The 15954-nt window shown below is 67.5% G+C and carries 11 protein-coding genes and 1 pseudogene; 4 read left to right on the top strand and 8 right to left on the bottom strand.

The genetic code is table 11. From position 1 onward, the window contains the following. Positions 1–193 precede the first annotated feature (193 nt). From GWK50_RS02235 to GWK50_RS02245, 3 genes are read left to right on the top strand one after another with little or no spacing between them, the layout of a single operon-like run. Positions 194–2227: an ATP-binding protein gene (locus tag GWK50_RS02235; RefSeq protein ID WP_162015099.1), complete on the top strand. Its 2034-nt coding sequence runs from the start codon at positions 194–196 to the stop codon at positions 2225–2227. After that, a complete protein-coding gene (locus GWK50_RS02240) occupies positions 2224–2598 on the top strand; it encodes a response regulator (RefSeq protein WP_162015100.1) in 375 nt (124 codons plus the stop codon). Before GWK50_RS02235 ends, GWK50_RS02240 begins: the two co-directional genes overlap by 4 nt. Continuing rightward, complete coding sequence (locus GWK50_RS02245) at positions 2595–3086, top strand: chemotaxis protein CheX (protein ID WP_162015101.1); 492 nt, start codon at positions 2595–2597, stop codon at positions 3084–3086. Before GWK50_RS02240 ends, GWK50_RS02245 begins: the two co-directional genes overlap by 4 nt. 112 nt (positions 3087–3198) lie before the next feature. Here the strand turns inward: GWK50_RS02245 and priA are convergent, their stop codons facing one another. The 3 genes from priA to GWK50_RS02260 form a co-directional block, all read right to left on the bottom strand. After that, on the bottom strand, positions 3199–5286 hold the full coding sequence (gene priA, locus GWK50_RS02250; RefSeq protein WP_162017982.1) for a primosomal protein N': 2088 nt from the start codon (positions 5284–5286) through the stop codon (positions 3199–3201). A gap of 645 nt (positions 5287–5931) precedes the next feature. Continuing rightward, the gene (hemE, locus tag GWK50_RS02255; protein WP_162015102.1) at positions 5932–7050 is read right to left on the bottom strand and encodes a uroporphyrinogen decarboxylase; all 1119 of its coding nucleotides are present in this window, start codon (positions 7048–7050) and stop codon (positions 5932–5934) included. A 49-nt stretch (positions 7051–7099) separates the two neighbouring features. Then, the gene (locus GWK50_RS02260) at positions 7100–8029 is read right to left on the bottom strand and encodes a LysR family transcriptional regulator (protein ID WP_162017983.1); all 930 of its coding nucleotides are present in this window, start codon (positions 8027–8029) and stop codon (positions 7100–7102) included. A 155-nt stretch (positions 8030–8184) separates the two neighbouring features. Between GWK50_RS02260 and GWK50_RS02265 the strand changes: the two genes are divergently transcribed. Continuing rightward, positions 8185–9165 carry a TerC family protein gene (locus tag GWK50_RS02265; protein WP_162015103.1) on the top strand — a complete coding sequence of 327 codons (981 nt, stop codon included), beginning with the start codon at positions 8185–8187 and terminating at the stop codon, positions 9163–9165. A 39-nt stretch (positions 9166–9204) separates the two neighbouring features. On the opposite strand, the gene abc-f is transcribed toward GWK50_RS02265, so the two are convergent. The 5 genes and pseudogenes from abc-f to GWK50_RS02290 form a co-directional block, all read right to left on the bottom strand. Beyond that, a complete protein-coding gene (gene abc-f, locus GWK50_RS02270; RefSeq protein WP_162015104.1) occupies positions 9205–11115 on the bottom strand; it encodes a ribosomal protection-like ABC-F family protein in 1911 nt (636 codons plus the stop codon). A 76-nt stretch (positions 11116–11191) separates the two neighbouring features. Further along, positions 11192–11799: pseudogene (locus GWK50_RS02275) on the bottom strand (PLP-dependent transferase). Between the two features lie 53 nt (positions 11800–11852). Further along, a complete protein-coding gene (locus tag GWK50_RS02280; protein WP_162017984.1) occupies positions 11853–12368 on the bottom strand; it encodes a CoA-binding protein in 516 nt (171 codons plus the stop codon). Between the two features lie 357 nt (positions 12369–12725). Continuing rightward, positions 12726–13718, bottom strand: coding sequence for a porin (locus tag GWK50_RS02285; RefSeq protein ID WP_162015105.1), 993 nt, complete (start codon positions 13716–13718; stop codon positions 12726–12728). A gap of 142 nt (positions 13719–13860) precedes the next feature. Continuing rightward, positions 13861–15954: a thioredoxin family protein gene (locus GWK50_RS02290; protein ID WP_242455264.1), complete on the bottom strand. Its 2094-nt coding sequence runs from the start codon at positions 15952–15954 to the stop codon at positions 13861–13863.

The raw sequence follows: 15954 nt of genomic DNA on the forward strand, positions 1-15954 counted from the left end.
GGCGGCGCACCCTTCGCACTGTGACGCACACAGGGCGAAGGGTGCTATAAAAACAGTAGCTACTGGCGCTTATGAATAAAGCGCTGGAGGTCAAAATGATGCATAAGTAAAAACCCTGGTGCGGGGCGGGTAGCGTCACGCAAGTGCAACACAGCGAAGGCACCATCGCGGGGTTGTTACTTCGGCTTACACCATGAAAACTTCGCTGGGCTTGGGAAAGTACCGCGACCTGCTGCTCGCCATCCTCTTGTTCATCGTGCTGGACCTGGGGATTCTGTTTTTCAACTTCTTTGCGTCCATCCAGCTGGAGCGCGACGCCAGCCGCATCAACACCGCGGGCGAGCTGCGCATGCTGACGCAGCAGATCACCAAGTCCCTGCTCACGCTGCAGACCGAGCAGCGCGAGGGCCTGCCCATCCAGACCAGCATGGCCCAGCTCAGCCAGGGCACAGCAGGCTTCAACGACGGGTTGGCGGCGCTCAAGGCATCGATGGCCGCCGACGCTGAATTCCGCCTGTTCGGCATCGACCCGCAGGCGCTGCGCGAGCTGTGGCACAAGCTCGACCGCGAGTGGCAGCCGCTGCACGCGGCCATTGCTCCCGTCATAGCGGCCCAGGAGCCCAATGCCGACGACACCGCCATGGCTGCCACCAAGGCCGTGGCGCGCAACGTCCGCCTCATGGGGCAAAGCGACGATCTGGCCCGCGCCGTGGAAGAGGCCGCAGGCACCAAGACGCGCATGATGCGCACCATCCAGGTGGTGGCCATCGTGCTGGCGCTGCTCAACTTCGTGTTCATCGTGTTCAAGTTCGTGCGCAAGCTGCGCGCGTCGGACCGCGTGGCCGAGGCCGCGCGCCAGGAGACCGACGACATCCTGCGCACCGTGTCCGAAGGCCTGCTGCTGGTGGGGCCGGACGGGCGCATCGGCGGCCAGATGTCGGCCGCCACGCACCAGATGTTCATGCGCACGGTCAAGCCTGGCGAGGACTTCCGCGCCCTGCTGGCCCGCATGCTCGAGCCCGAGCGCGCCGACGAGGCCGCCACCTACCTGACCCTGCTGCTGGACCCCAAGGTCAAGCCCGCGCTGCTGGCGCAGCTCAACCCGCTGCAGGAAGTGCCCGTGCGGCCGCCCGAAGACCCGCAGGGCAAGCTGCGCTACCTCACGTTCCAGATCAGCCAGGTGCGCGAGGGCGGGCGCATCAAGGAGCTGCTGGTCACCGTGTTCGACATGACCGAAAAAGTGCAGCTCGAACGCGAGCTGGCGGCCACCCAGCAGGCCGCCAAGAACGATGTGGAGGACCTGCTCGTCGTGCTGGAGCAGGAACCGGCGCTGCTGCAGGACTTTCTGCTGGGCGCACGCGTGCGCCTGGGCGACCTCAACCAGACCCTGCGCGATGCGGGTCGCAACCCTGGCGACTACCTGGCGCTGGTGGAAGACGCCGCTCGCCTGGTGCACGGCATCAAGGGCGAAGCGGGCGCGCTGGGTTCGGCCAGCATTGCACGCGCAGCGCACGAGATGGAAGACGCCCTCGCTCCGCTGCTGCGCCGACCGCGCCTGCAGGGCGAAGACCTGATTCCCGTGGTGGTGGCGCTGTCGCGCCTGCAGGACCAGGTCGAGCGCCTGCAACGCTTCTTCTTGCGCCTGGGCCCGACCGCGCCGCGCCGTGCACCTTCGGCCGCGCTGCAGGCCCTGGTGGACAACCTGCGCGGCCTGGCCGAACGCGTGGCGCAGTCCATGGGCAAGCAGGTGCAGTTTGCTGCGCGCCTGCCCGAGGACGAACTGCCGCCCCAGGTGCAGGGCATCTTGCGTGAGGTGCTGCCCCAGCTGGTGCGCAACGCCGTGGTGCACGGCATCGAACAGCCCGGCGTGCGCGCCCAGTTCCGCAAGCCCGAAGCGGGCGCGCTGCGCCTGGACATTGCCCACGACCAGGACGGCACCGTGGAGGTGCGCCTGAGCGACGACGGCCGCGGCATCGTGCTGCCCGAGCTGCGCGAACGCATCGCGCGCCAGCGCAGCGATGTGGCGCAACTGTCCGACCACGAGGTGCTGGGCCACATCTTCGACCCCGCCTTCAGCACCGCCACCGAGGTGACCGAGCACGCCGGCCGGGGCATGGGCCTGTCGCTGGTACGCAAGGCGGTGGAAGACGCTGGCGCCAAGCTGCGCGTGCTCACGCAGCCGCATGTGTCCACCACCTTCATCCTGCGCTTTGGGAGCGCTGTATGAGGCCGCACAAGCTCATGGTGGTGGACGACTCCATGGTGTTCCGCAACCGCATCGCCCGCCTGGCCGCCGACCCGCGCCTGCCGCGCGTACAACTGGTGGCCATGGCCGAGAACGGCGAAGAGGCCATTGCCCAGGCGCGCCACCACCGGCCCGACCTGGTCACCATGGACCTGACCATGCCACGCATGGACGGACCGGCCTGCCTGGAAGTGCTGCGCGAGCAACTGCCCGAGGCGCGCATTCTGGTGGTGTCGGCACTGAGCGACCGCGCCACCGCCCTCAAGGCGCTGGCCAAGGGCGCGCATGGCTTTTTGCTCAAACCGTTTTCCGACGACCAGATGGTCCAATCCCTGCAGGAGCTGATGGCATGACCCGCCCCCGCCTTCGGGCCGAAGATGTCAAGATCTTCACGGATGCCGCTCTGGGCTTCTTTGCCCAGACCACCGGCCACCGCGCCAACGTGCGTACCGCCTACCTGATGGACCACGACGCCCCCGCCGTGTGGAGCGACTTCCATGGCCGCATCGACCTGGGCGGGCGCTACCGTGGCAACGTCACCTTTGCCGCGCCGCGCGCACTGCTCACCCATGTGTTGCTGTCCATTGGCGAGAGCGACTACACCGACGCCAGCCACCGCGACATCGTGGGCGAGATCGCCAACCAGATGTCGGGCCAGGCCCGCCGCCACTTTGGCGAGGCCATGGACATCTCACCCCCGCGCGTGATCGACCGCGACCAGGCCCGCCACGAGGCAAACCAACACCAGGCACAGGGCATGGCGCCCTTCGTCATCCCGGTGCAGTGGGACCGCTACGAGGCGCATCTGGTGGTGCAGATGGAGCAAGGGACATCCCCCTGAGCGGCTGCGCCGCTTCCCCCCGCTCTCCAATCGCTGCGCGATTGGGGCAGGGGGACGCCCCCGGCGCGGCGGGGCGGCCCTTGCGCGGGAGCCCTGGCAGGGGCGTGCGGTGTCAGATTCCCAGCGGATCCACATCCACCAGCCAGCGCACCAGGCCTTTGTGCTCCGGCTGCTGGCGGGTGCTGTGCAGCAGGGGTTGCCAGGCGGCCAGGAAGCGTTGCAGCGCGGTGCGGTGCGGGCTTTCCAGCAGCATCTGGGCGCGTTCCACGTTGGCCACGCGCTGCACGGCCAGGGGGATGGGGGGGTAGAGCGTGACATGCTCCAGGCCGGGGAGTTGGGCGTCCTGGGCGGCCTGGCTGACGGCGTGCAGGAAGGCCTGGGCGACTTCCTGCGTGCGTGCGTCCGCGCGCACCAGGGCCTGGTAGCTGAAGGGGGGCATGCCTGCCTCCTGGCGTTCACGCAATTGCTGTGCGGCAAAGGCGGGGTAGTCGTGGGCGCGCAGGGCTTCGTACACGGCGTGCTGGGGGTGCAGGGTCTGCACCCACATCTCGCACTGCGTGCCCTGTGCGGCCAGGTAGGCGGCGTCGCGCCCGGCGCGGCCGGCGGCCTGCTCCAGCAGGGCGAACAGGCGCTCGGGCGCGCGAAAGTCGCTGGAGAACAGCGCGCCGTCGGGCTGCACGGCGGCCACCAGGGTGACGCGGCGGAAGTCGTGCCCCTTGGCAATCATCTGCGTGCCCACCAGCACGTCCACCTCGCCCGCATGCACCTGGGCCAACTGGCTTTGCAGCGCGCCCTTGGCGCGGGTGGAGTCGGCGTCGATGCGGGCAATGCGCACCGCGCTGCCGTCGGGGCGCTGCACATGGGACAGCAGGGTGGCGAGCTGCTCTTCGAGCTGCTCGGTACCCCGGCCCAGGGTGGCGATATCGGGGCTGCCGCACCCAGGGCAGGCACGCGGCACATGCTGTGCGGCGCCGCAGTGGTGGCAGCGCAGGCTGCGGTCGGCCTTGTGGAAGACCTGGTGGGCGCTGCAGTGGGGGCAGTCGCTTTTCCAGCCGCAGTCCAGGCAGTGCAGCACGGGCGCGTAGCCGCGCCGGTTGAGCAGCACCAGGCTTTGCTCGCCGCGCGCCACGCGCTCTTGCAGCGCCGTCAGCAGCGGGGCCGAGAACACGGTGCGCCGGGGCTGGTGGTTCATGTCCACGCGGCGCACCCGCGCCAGGGCGCCTGCGCCAATGCGGCTGGGCATGCACAGGCGCTGGTAGCGCCCTCCGGCCGGGTCTTCGGGGCTGGGTGGGCGGCTGGCGTGCCAGCTCTCCAGCGACGGCGTGGCCGAACCGAGGACGACCTTGGCGCCCTGGTCGTGGCCGCGCCACACGGCCAGGTCGCGGGCGGAGTAACGGGCGCCTTCCTGTTGCTTGTAACTGGGGTCGTGTTCTTCATCCACGATGACCAGGGCCAGCCCCGGCAGCGAGGCAAACACCGCCATGCGCGTGCCCAGCACGATGCGCGCCTGCCCTGTGTGCGCTGCCAGCCAGGCCTTCAGGCGCTGCGGGTTCGTCATGCCGCTGTGCAGCGAGACCACGGCGCCCGCGCCAAACCGGGCAGTGAAGCGTTCTTCCAGCTGGGGCGTGAGGTTGATCTCGGGCACCATGACCAGCGCCTGGGCGTGGGCGTCCTGCTCCAGCACGGCCTGCACGCAGCGCAGGTACACCTCGGTCTTGCCGCTGCCGGTGCTGCCGAACAGCAGAAAGGGGCCAGGTTTGGAAAGAATTTCGGCCTTGGCGCTTTCCTGTTCTGCGCTGAGTGCTATTAAATCAGTAGCATTCGAGGGCGCGGTCGCCTCCGATGGACGTTGGAGGCGCCGCGCCACCTGCGCGGGGCCCAGTGTGCGCAGTTGCGGTGGCAGGGCCGACAGGGCCACCTCGCCCAGGCTGCGCTGGTAGTAGCGCGCGGCAAAGGCCACCAGGCGGCGCCAGGGGGCGCCGAGCGGCGCAATGCCGTCGAGCACGGCGGCCACCGGGCGCAGGCTGCGCTCGGGCGGTGCAGGCGTGCCGTCGCCGTCCCACACCAGGCCCAGCACCTCGCGCTGGCCCAGGGGCACGCGCACCAGGGTGCCTGGGGGCAGGGGCCGGTCGCACTGGTAGTCCAGCGGCTCGCCCACGCCGCTGTGCGCTGGGGTTTGCACCGCCACGCGCACGGTCACGGCAGTTGCGCCCGGCTTGCAAGGTGATGGATCAGCAGAAGCGTTCAAGTGTTTGATTTTTCAGGAGACCCATCGTTGGGCCAACATGTGGATAACTTTGTTGACATCCCACATGCTGGAGGCTGTGCGGCGGGCAGGTGACCCAGATCAACATTCAGGTAAATGTAACGAGTCTCTGGAAAAGTATTTATGAATCAACGGTTTGCATGGTAACCATGCGCTCTGGCGGGGCGACATTGGGACGGCGCTGACAGAGTGCATGGCTCCCTTGGATGTGTGCATAACTGTGCAGGGCCGCGCTTGTCAAGACCCAGGGCCGTTCTTGAAACAGCGTTACGGGCCGACCTGCTTCATGCTATTTATCGCCTGATGGCCGCAAGTGCTTGATGGGCTTGGGGTTTTGCAACATATCCCCGAATTCTGTGGATAACTTTGTTGATAGCTGTCGGAGATGCTGCCGCAAGCCGCGCCAATGCGTGCGCTGCACAGTTTGCGCGCTCGATGGGCAATGCAGCGACCCATTCAAAATCAAGCACTTACGTGTGTGCGGCCGCTGCGTGATGCCGTTACATGGACCCAGGGAAAGCCCGGATGACGCAGAACGCGCTGCACGGAAGGTGTGCATAAGTCCAGGCCCTGGTGCGCTCAGCGCTGGCGCTGCGCGCGCGAGTGGCTGTGCACGGCTTCGACCAGCGCGGCCACATGCTCGGGCGGCGTGAACTGGCTGATGCCGTGGCCCAGGTTGAAGATGTGCGTGGGGCCGGTGGTGGACTTGTCGGTGTGCGGCTTGCCGAAGCTGTCGAGCACGGCGTGCACCTGGGTGACGATTTGCGCCGGCGGGGCGAACAGCACGTTGGGGTCGATGTTGCCCTGCAGCGCCTTGCCGGCGCCGCCGACCTGGCCGCCGACGATGGCGCGCGCCTTGCCGAGGTTGGCCGTCCAGTCCAGGCCCAGCACCTCGCAGTCGATGTCCTTCATGTCTTCGAGCCAGATACCGCCGCCCTTGGTGAAGACGATGCGCGGCACGTCCTGGCCGTCCACGCCGGTGCGCTTGAGCTGCGCGAGCACGCGCTTGGTGTATTCGAGGCTGAAGTCCTGAAAAGCACCATCGGCCAGCACGCCGCCCCAGCTGTCGAAAATCATCACGGCCTGGGCACCCGCGTCGATCTGGGCGTTGAGGTACTGCGCCACGGCGTCGGCGTTCACGGCCAGGATGCGGTGCATCAGGTCGGGGCGGCTGTACATCAGTGTCTTGACGAGGCGGTAGTCGTCGCTGCCCTTGCCCTCGACCATGTAGCAGGCCAGCGTCCAGGGGCTGCCCGAGAAGCCGATCAGCGGCACGCGGCCGTTCAGGGCCTTGCGGATGCTGGTGACGGCATCGAACACGTAGCGCAGCTTGTCCAGGTCGGGTGCGGCGAGCTGGGCCACATCGGCTTCGGTGCGCACCGATTGGGCGAAGCGCGGGCCCTCGCCCTCGGCGAACGACAGGCCCAGGCCCATGGCGTCGGGCACGGTGAGGATGTCGCTGAACAGGATGGCGGCGTCGAGCGGGAAGCGCTCGAGCGGCTGCAGCGTGACCTCGGTGGCGTAGTCCACGTTCATGGCCAGGCCCATGAAGCTGCCCGCCTGGGCGCGCGTGGCCTTGTATTCGGGCAGGTAACGGCCCGCCTGGCGCATCAGCCACAGGGGGGTGTAGTCGGTGGCCTGGCGGCGGCAGGCGCGCAGGAAGGTGTCGTTGGTGAGGGGGGCGAAGGAGGTGCTCATGCCCGCCATTCTCTCATTCCAGGCTTGGCTGTCCCTGCCACGCCTGCGGTCATGGGGGTGCTTGCAACGCTGCCTGCGGGTTCAGGAGTCGTTCCTGCGGGCCGGTCTCCAACAAGCGGGTCACCAAGGGGTGTATGACCTTGCGGGCGCTGTAGATCAGGTGGAATTCTTCGCTCACTTCGGGTGTGGCGCCGATCTGGACCAGGCCGAAGGTCTGCTGCAGGTGGTTGCCCAGCGAGATCGGTGCGGGCATCACGCCCATGCCGCTGGTGGCGAAGGTGCTCAGCAAGGCGCTGTCCTCGAACTCCCCGGCAATGCGTGGGCGGATGCGTTCCTGTTCCAGCCAGTGGTCCATGCGTGCGCGCACCGCAGCATGGTGCGTGGGCAGCAGCACGGGGACCACCGCCAGGCTGTGCGGAAACTGGTGTGCCGCTGCTTCTGCCCACAACGGGGGCGCATACCAGGCGATGGCGCTGCTCCCGAGCAGCTGGCTGCTGGCGCGCAGGTGGGGGTTGGTGGGCGCTGCGCGGTCTGCGAGCACGGCATCGAGCTTGTGCAGCGCCAGTTCGCCCAGCAGCGGCTGAAACTCCCCCTCGTGGCACAGCAGCCGCAGGTGGGGCTCTTCCAGCACAGTGCGCAAGAGCCTGTGCACGGCCAGCTTGGCAATGCCGTCGGAGATGCCCAGGTTCAGCCGCAGGGTCTGGCCGACGGCGGCCTCGCGCACACGGATGGGCAGCAGTTCGCCCAGGGCAAAGATGTGGTCGGCTTCGTGCAGTGCCGCCATGCCAGCGTCCGTCAGTACCAGGTTCCGCCCTTCGTTGCGCAGCAGGCTTACGCCGAGGGACTTCTCCAGTTCCCTCACCTGGGCGCTGATGGTCTGCACCGCCATGTCCAGCCGCTGCGCTGCACGGGCAATGCCACCTTCCTTGGCCACCACCCAGAAGTAGTAGAGATGGCGGTAGTTGAAGCTCTGCGGCATGGGGGTGGCCTCGGGGTTGGGTTGCGACATGGTTCGTAAAAACCGAACCAAATGCCAGTTGAAGGTAGGTTTTAAACGAAATCGGTCCGTTTTACATTCACGGGCTTCCCTTGCCCGCACCTTCGGCAAGGCATTCAAGTTCAAAGAAGCGATACATGGAAACGATCGGTACCTGGTGGATGTGGGCGGGCTTCGCCCTTTTTGTGGTGGTGGCGATCGCCATCGATCTGTGGGTCATGGAGCGCCAGGGCGCCCACACGGTGACGATGCAGGAGGCCGTGCGCTGGAGCCTGTTGTGGTTCTCGCTGGCGTTTGTGTTTGTGGGCCTTTTGTGGTGGTATCTGGACACCCACCAGGGCCGGGAGGTAGCCAACACGGTGTCCATGCAGTTCATCACGGGCTACCTGGTGGAAAAGAGCCTGTCGGTGGACAACATCTTCGTGTTTCTGGTGCTGTTCAACTACTTCGCCATCCCGCAGCAATACCAGAAACGGGCGCTCATCATCGGCATCATCGGTGCCATCGTGCTGCGTACAGCGCTGATCCTGGTGGGCGCATGGCTGCTGGCCACGTTCCATTGGCTGCTCTACGTGTTTGGTGCCTTCCTGGTCTTCACGGGCGTGAAGATGTGGTTTGCCGCCTCGCAGGAGTCGGACATTGCGTCCAACCCGGTTCTGGGGTTCCTGCGCAGGCACATGAACATCACCGACCAGTTTGATGGCGAAAAGCTCAGCACCATGATCAATGGTGTGAAGCACTACACCCCGCTGTTCGTGGTGCTGGTGCTCATCGGCACCACCGACATCATCTTTGCCGTGGACAGCATTCCGGCCATCTTCGCCATCACCAGCGACCCGTTCATCGTGCTCACGGCCAACATCTTCGCCATCCTGGGCCTGCGCGCGCTGTATTTCCTGCTGGCCGATCTGGCCAACCGCTTCCACCTGCTGGCTTATGGCCTGGCCCTGGTGCTGGTCTTCATCGGCAGCAAAATGCTGCTGATCGACGTTTACAAGATCCCGATCGGCTATGCCCTGCTGGTCACGGCCGTGCTGATTGCGGGCTCCATCATCCTGTCGCTGCGCACGACCAGCGGGGCCGCTCGCTCGTCGCAGCAGGCACCGACAGAGCGTTGAGGCAGAGGTGGGGCGGACCCTCAGGAGGAATGCTCCGCCTCACGGCGCCAGTGCCGTCCACCGCTCCAGCGCCAGCAGCAGTTCTTCCTCGATCTCCCCCTCGCGGGTGTGCAGGGCGGTGGCACGTTGGGGGTCGCGGGTGTAGAGGCTGCCGTCGGCCAGTTCCTGCTGGATGGCTTGCTGTTCGGTCTCCAGCGCTGCGATGCGATCGGGCAGTTGCTCCAGCTCCCGTTGCTCCTTGTAGCTGAGCTTCTTTTTTTGTAGCGTGCTGCGTCCATCCTGTGGCGGCTGCGGGCTGCTTTCCTCCTTGTCCTTGTGCTCGCTGGCAGGCTTGGCGCCCGGGGACGTGGCAGCGGCGGCACGCAGGGCCTGGCTGCGCAGGGATTGCTGTAACCAGTCTTCCACGCCGCCTTCAAACTCGCGCCACACGCCGTCGCCCTCGTAGGCGATGGTGCTGGTGACCACGTTGTCCAAAAACGTCCGGTCGTGGCTGACCAGGAATACGGTACCGGGGTAGTCCTGCAGCAATTCTTCGAGCAGGTCGATGGTTTCGATGTCCAGGTCGTTGGTGGGCTCATCCAGCACCAGCACCGTGGCGGGGCGGGCGAACAGGCGGGCCAGCAGCAGGCGGTTGCGCTCGCCGCCCGAGAGCGACCGCACCGGCGAATGCGCCCGCGCTGGCGAGAACAGGAAGTCGCCGAGGTAGCTGCGCACATGCTTGCGCTGGCCGTTGATCTCGATCCACTCGCTGCCGGGGCTGATGAAGTCTTCCAGCGTGGCGTCCAGGTCGATGGCGTCGCGCAGCTGGTCGAAGTAGGCCACCTGCAGGTTGGCGCCGCGGCGGACGGTACCGCTGTCGGGCTCCAGTTCACCCAGGATCATTTTCAGCAGCGTGGTCTTGCCGGCGCCGTTGGGGCCCAGCAGGCCGATCTTGTCGCCGCGCAGCAAGGTGGCGCTGAAGTCCTTGGCAATCACCTTGTCGCCAAAGGCTTTGCTGACATGCTGCAGCTCCGCGACGATCTTGCCCTGGTAGTTGCTGTCGCTGCCGGTGCCCACTTCCATCTTCACCTTGCCGACCACCTCGCGGCGCGCGGCGCGGGTTTCACGCAGCTTTTCCAGGCGGCCGATGCGGCTCTGGCTGCGGGTGCGGCGCGCTTCCACGCCCTTGCGGATCCAGATTTCCTCCTGGGCCAGCAGTTTGTCGGCCTTGGCGTTGATGACGGCTTCCTGGGCCAGTTGCTCCTCCTTTTGCTGGACGTAGGCGGCGAAGTTGCCCGGGTAGGAGCGCAGGATGCCCCGGTCCAGTTCGACGATGCGGGTGGCGATACGGTCCAGAAACGCACGGTCGTGGGTGATGGTGACCACGCTGCCCTTGAAATCCAGGAGCAGGTCTTCCAGCCAGCGGATGGAGTCCAGGTCGAGGTGGTTGGTGGGCTCGTCCAGAAGCAGCACGTCGGGCCGGGCGACCAGCGCCTGGGCCAGCGCCACGCGTTTCTTGGTGCCGCCCGAGAGGTCACCCACCCGCGCGTCGGGATTCAGGTGCAGGCGCTGCAGGGTTTCCTGCACGCGCTGTTCCCAGTTCCAGGCGTCGGCGGCCTCGATCTGGCTTTGCAGCGCGTCCAGGTCCACGCCCTCGGCATGGGCCAGGTACTGCTCGCGCAGCGCTATCACCCCGGCCAGCCCGGCAGAGGCGGCCTGGAAGATGGTGGCGTCCGGGTCCAGCGCGGGTTCCTGTTCGACGAAGGCGATGCGCGTGCCCTGCTGCACCTGCAGCGTGCCGTCGTCGGCCTTGGCAAGTCCGCCCAGGATCCTGAGCAGTGAGGACTTGCCCGCGCCGTTGCGCCCGATCAGGCCGACGCGTTCATTGGTTTCGAGGGAAAAGCCGGTGTGGTCCAGCAATGCGACATGCCCGAACGCGAGCTGCGCATTGAGAAGAGTGATAAGTGCCATGGGGCAGGATTATCCGGGTGGCTGGCGACAGGGGCCGCCAGCGCCGCTGGGTACCGCCGGGCCGCCGGCAGGCGGCTCACGCCCGGGTGGAGCGCTCCAGCGCCTGGTCAATGTCCCAGAGGATGTCGTCCACGTCCTCGATGCCCACGCTCAGGCGCACCATGTCGGCGCTCACGCCGGCCCGGGCGAGTTCGTCCTCGTTGAGCTGGCGGTGCGTGGTCGAGGCGGGGTGGATCACCAGCGTCTTGGCGTCGCCGATGTTGGCCAGGTGGCTGAGGAATTCGCAGGCGTCGATGAACTTCTCGCCCGCGGTCGCACCGTGCCGCCATACAGCGTGCTGGCCGCCACGATGTGGTCGCCGGCCTTCAGGATGGCCAGCAGCGCCGCCATCTGCGCGGCCATGCCGCTGGCGCAGGCCAGCGCGGCGCGGCCGCCCTCCAGGTTGGCGACGCGCTCTTCCAGCACGGCGACCGTGGGGTTGCTGATGCGGCTGTACACGTTGCCGAAGGTCTGCAGGTTGAACAGGCTGCTGGCGTGCTCGGCATCGTCGAACACGAAGCTGGTCGTCTGGTGGATGGGCGTGGCGCGCGCGCCGGTCACCGGGTCGGGCTGGGCGCCGGCGTGGATGGCACGGGTGCCGAAGCCGTAGGCGTGGTCGCTGCCGGAAGAAGGGGGGTGGGCCATGGTTTATGAATCAAAAGTGCCTCCAGCGCTTATCTGGCAAGCGCTGGCAGCTATCAATAGGGGAGCTGCCGCAGCCGCTTGGCGGTGATCACGCCGGTGTTCACGCCCATCCAGCCCAGGCCGCCGAACAGGCGTGCATGCTCGATCTTCACGCAGCGGTTCTGGATGACCTGCAGACCCGCGTCCTCGGCGCGCTGGGCGGCTTCTTCATGCCGCACACCGAGCTGCAGCCACAGGCAGCTCGCGCCGATGGCCACGGCCTCCTCGGCCAGCGGCGGGATGTCCTCGCTCTTGCGGAAGCAGTCCACCATGTCGATGCGGCCGCCCTGGCGGGCGATGGCCTGCTCGGCCTCGTACAGGCTGGCGTGGCAGGGCTCGCCCAGGATGCTGCCGCCGTCGCGGGCGACGACCGGGTTCACGGGCACGATGCGGTAACCGTGCGCCTGCATGTATTTGGCGGCGAAGAAGCTGGGGCGGTGCCACTGCGGCGACAGGCCCACCACCGCGATGGTGCGGCAGCGGCCCAGCACGTCGCGCAGGGTGCTGATGGTGTCGGGGGTGCGGCTCATGCGTTCCAGTGTACGCATGCGCAAGGCGGCTGTGCTGGTCATGCCCATGTCATACGCTGGGCACACAATGGCTTTTGCAGGCATGCCACGCGCACCCGCCATACCCTTGGTGGAGGGGACGGTGCTGCGCAGTCTGTACCAGGGGTTTCTGAGCGAGTGACCAGAGAAAGAGCGGCTTGACAGGCCGCTCTTTTTTTGGCCGTACGGCCGCTTGCCGGTCCCGGGCATCCCTCGGGGTGCTATCGGGATGCAGAAGGGGCGCCAGAAACGGCAACGCCGCGCAGGGCGCGGCGTTGGATGGGGCCGTCGGCCCGGTAGGCGACGGCAGTCTGGGCAGGCGGCGTGTGCCGCCGGCGTTCAGAAGCGGTGCAACAGGCCCACGCCGAAGGTATTGGAGCCGGTCGTTCCCTTGACCGCCTTGCCGGCGCTGTTGAGGTTGCCGTAGCCTGCATACATCATGGTGCGCTTGGACAGGTGGTAGTTGGCGAACAGCTCATAAGCCATGGCGCCGTCGCGTGCGGGGTTGGGGTTGTCGGTGATGCGGGCCACCTGTGCGCCCAGCACCCAGGCGCCCAGCGGTACGGCCACACCCAGGCCAAAGCCCTTGCCGGTGGTCTTGGATTCGTCTTGCGTGTACAGCGCACTCACCCGCACCGAGGGGAAGTCGTAACGCGCGCCCAGGGCATAGCCGGTGCGGTTGTTGGCGCCTTCGGCCATCTTGCTCTGCACCACGGCGCCCAGGCTCAGGGGGCCGTTCTGGTAGCTGGCGGCGAGCTGGTACGAGCCCTTGCGCGTGTCTGCGGCGCCTGCGGCGGGGGCCGCCTTGTCCTGCTTCATGACGACTGCGGCGCGCGCCTGAAAGCCGTTCAGCTTGGGCGAGGTGTAAAGAAATTGGCTGTTGGCGCGGTTGCCGCCCAAGGAGCCGTCGGCGTCCAGGCCGAGGTTCTTCAGTGCCGAAGTGTTGTTGGCCGTGCCGTTGAGGTCGAACGTGCCCATGGTGCGGTTCTGCGCCGTGGTCATGCGTCCCATCGCGAACTCGCCGAAGCCGCCGCCAAGGGCCAGCCAGGCGGCGCGGTTCCAGGCGCCGGTAGCGCCACCCGTCAGGGCGCCGTCTTCGATGTTGATACCTTGTTCAAAGTTGAACGACGCCTTCATGCCGTCGCCCAGGTCTTCCTGGCCACGCACGCCCCACATGGAGGTTTCCTTGTAGTTGCCGATCATCTGCGACTGGCCGCCGAAGGCCTTGCCCAGGCCAGCGTCGAGGCGTCCGTACAGGGTCACGTTGGACTGGGCCGAGGCGATGCACGCAACGGAGCTGAGAACAGCCAGGGCGATCAGGGATTTATTCATGGAGTCATTCCGGTAGTTGTTGAAAAGGCAAGCGCGTCGGCGCCTCGCAAGGAGGACCCGACGGCTTGCCGCTATTGCAACAACCCGATGTGACAGCCTAACTACAAGACCCTGCAGAACGCGGGGCGCTTGTCGGAAGAAATCAGAGCGCCGCCAGCGCCGCCCGCAGCTCCGACACGCTCAGGATCTCGCTCATCACCACCGGTGTGCGGCCAGGCGCCACGAGCACGTACACCGGCACGCCGTTGCGGCCCAGGTCGGCCAGGGCGGCGGTAATGGCCGGGTCGCGCCGCGTCCAGTCGGCGCGCAACAGGGTCACGCCCTTGGCCGCAAAGTCGGCCAGTACCTGCGCATCGGCCAGTGCATTGCGCTTGTTGTACTGGCAGGTGATGCACCAGGCGGCAGTGAAGTCGATGAACACCGGCTTGCCCGCCGCCGTCAGGTCCTGTACCTGCTGGGCCGACCAGGGCTGCCAGCCGGCGCCGGCAGCGGCCTGCCCCGTGGCCGGTACCGCTGCCAGGGCAGGGCGGGTGATGTGCGGCCCGATACTGCCCGCCAGCCAGGCGGTCAAGGCCAGCAGCACCGTGGCCAGCACCGTCCGGCTGCGCCCGCGCAGCGTCAGCGCCCACACCAGGCTGCTGCCTGCCACCAGCAGCGCCAGCAGCGCGCCTGCGCCGTCGATGCCGCTTTGCTGGCCCAGCACCCACACCAGCCACACCACCGTGGCAAACATGGGGAAGGCCATGGCGCGACGGAACGTGTCCATCCAGGCGCCGGGGCGCGGCAGCCAGCCCGCCACCGCAGGCACCCAGGCTGCCAGCAGGTAAGGCAGGGCCATGCCCACGCCCAATGCGCCAAACACAGCCAGCGCCTGCAGTGCGGGCAGGCCCACGGCAAACCCCAGCGCCGCTCCCATGAAGGGCGCGGTGCAGGGCGAGGCAATCGCCACAGCCAGCACGCCGGTGAGGAATGCGTCGGCCGCCGGGTGATGCGCCTGCAGCGTGGCCACGCGGCTGGGCAGGAACTGGCCGAACTCGAACAGGCCTGCCAGGTTCAGCCCGATGAGGGTGAACAGGCCTGCCAGCAGCGCCACCACGGCAGGCGACTGGAGCTGAAAGCCCCAGCCCAGTTGCTCACCCGCCGCGCGCAGCGCCAGCAGCAGTCCGCCCAGCGCCAGGAAAGACAGCACCACGCCAGCGGTGTAGGCCAGGCCACCCACGCGCTGGGCGGGCAGGTGGTTGCCGTGGCGGGCAAAGCCCATGACCTTGATGGCCAGGACCGGGAACACGCAGGGCATGAGGTTGAGCAGCATGCCGCCCAGCAAGCCCCCCAACAGGGCGAACCAGAAACTGCCACCCGCGGGCGCTGGAGCGCCGCCGGGAGGCTGCGCCGCCGCTTGGTTGGCTTGCAGCGCCGCCGCCAGTGCGGGCGAGACCTCGGCGGTGGTGGCGCTCGCCCAGGTGCCCTCGATGGCTGCGACGGTGTGCCAGCCCTGCGGACTGCCAGAATCCTGGGCGGCCGATGGCTGCGCAGGGGCCAGCACCAGGGGCAGTTGGGTGGGCGCCTTGCCGCGCTCGGGCGACAGCGGCAGGCTGGCCGTCCAGGTGTTGCCTTCCCAGGCCTGGGTCCAGTCCTTGCCCTCGACGGCCGCCGGGATCAGAACGGCAGGCGTTTCCGGGAACACCTCCAGCTTCTGTCCGCGCAGTGCCTCGGGCAGGCCTTGCACGCTGAGTTTGAGGCGTTCGCCCTCCACGCGCACTTGGCTGCTGCCCTGCAGCGGCACGGGCTGCGCGGCCTGGGCCTGCGCAAACGCGGCGGCATGCATGGCGGTGGTGCCCTGGATGGGGAGGTCCAGCACCAACCGACCTTCTTCGGGGATGCACTCGACGCGGCAGGCCAGCCAGGTGGCGTGCAGCCCGATGCGCACCGTGCCCATACCGCCAGGGGCGGGCGGCAGTTCCTGGGGCATCTTCAGCGGAGCCACCAGCAGCACTTCACCGTCATAGCCGTAATTGGCCAGTCGGCCGATGCGGAACAGGCGCGGAACGGGCCAGGCGACCTCGCCCGCGTCCATGCCGGGGGGCAGCTCCCAGCGCAGTTCGGTGGGCAGGCCGGAGTCGCCGGGGTTCTTCCAGTAGGTGTGCCAGTCCTTCTGGTGCGCAATGCGCAGGCCCAGCCACGCCAGTTTGCCCGGCCCCAGGCCCTCGGGCGCGTGGGCAATGAGTTCGGCCCGCAC

It is taken from the genome of Acidovorax sp. 210-6, from assembly GCF_010020825.1.
Lineage (GTDB): Bacteria > Pseudomonadota > Gammaproteobacteria > Burkholderiales > Burkholderiaceae_C > Simplicispira > Simplicispira sedimenti.

What these genes read in the sequence shown, in the direction of transcription:
- GWK50_RS02260 (WP_162017983.1), bottom strand. Translation starts at nt 8,029, where the DNA reads ATGCCGCAGAGCTTCAACTACCGCCATCTCTACTACTTCTGGGTGGTG.
- GWK50_RS02285 (WP_162015105.1), bottom strand. Translation starts at nt 13,718, where the DNA reads ATGAATAAATCCCTGATCGCCCTGGCTGTTCTCAGCTCCGTTGCGTGC.
- GWK50_RS02245 (WP_162015101.1), top strand. Translation starts at nt 2,595, where the DNA reads ATGACCCGCCCCCGCCTTCGGGCCGAAGATGTCAAGATCTTCACGGAT.
- GWK50_RS02240 (WP_162015100.1), top strand. Translation starts at nt 2,224, where the DNA reads ATGAGGCCGCACAAGCTCATGGTGGTGGACGACTCCATGGTGTTCCGC.
- GWK50_RS02280 (WP_162017984.1), bottom strand. Translation starts at nt 12,368, where the DNA reads ATGAGCCGCACCCCCGACACCATCAGCACCCTGCGCGACGTGCTGGGC.
- abc-f (WP_162015104.1), bottom strand. Translation starts at nt 11,115, where the DNA reads ATGGCACTTATCACTCTTCTCAATGCGCAGCTCGCGTTCGGGCATGTC.
- GWK50_RS02265 (WP_162015103.1), top strand. Translation starts at nt 8,185, where the DNA reads ATGGAAACGATCGGTACCTGGTGGATGTGGGCGGGCTTCGCCCTTTTT.
- hemE (WP_162015102.1), bottom strand. Translation starts at nt 7,050, where the DNA reads ATGAGCACCTCCTTCGCCCCCCTCACCAACGACACCTTCCTGCGCGCC.
- GWK50_RS02235 (WP_162015099.1), top strand. Translation starts at nt 194, where the DNA reads ATGAAAACTTCGCTGGGCTTGGGAAAGTACCGCGACCTGCTGCTCGCC.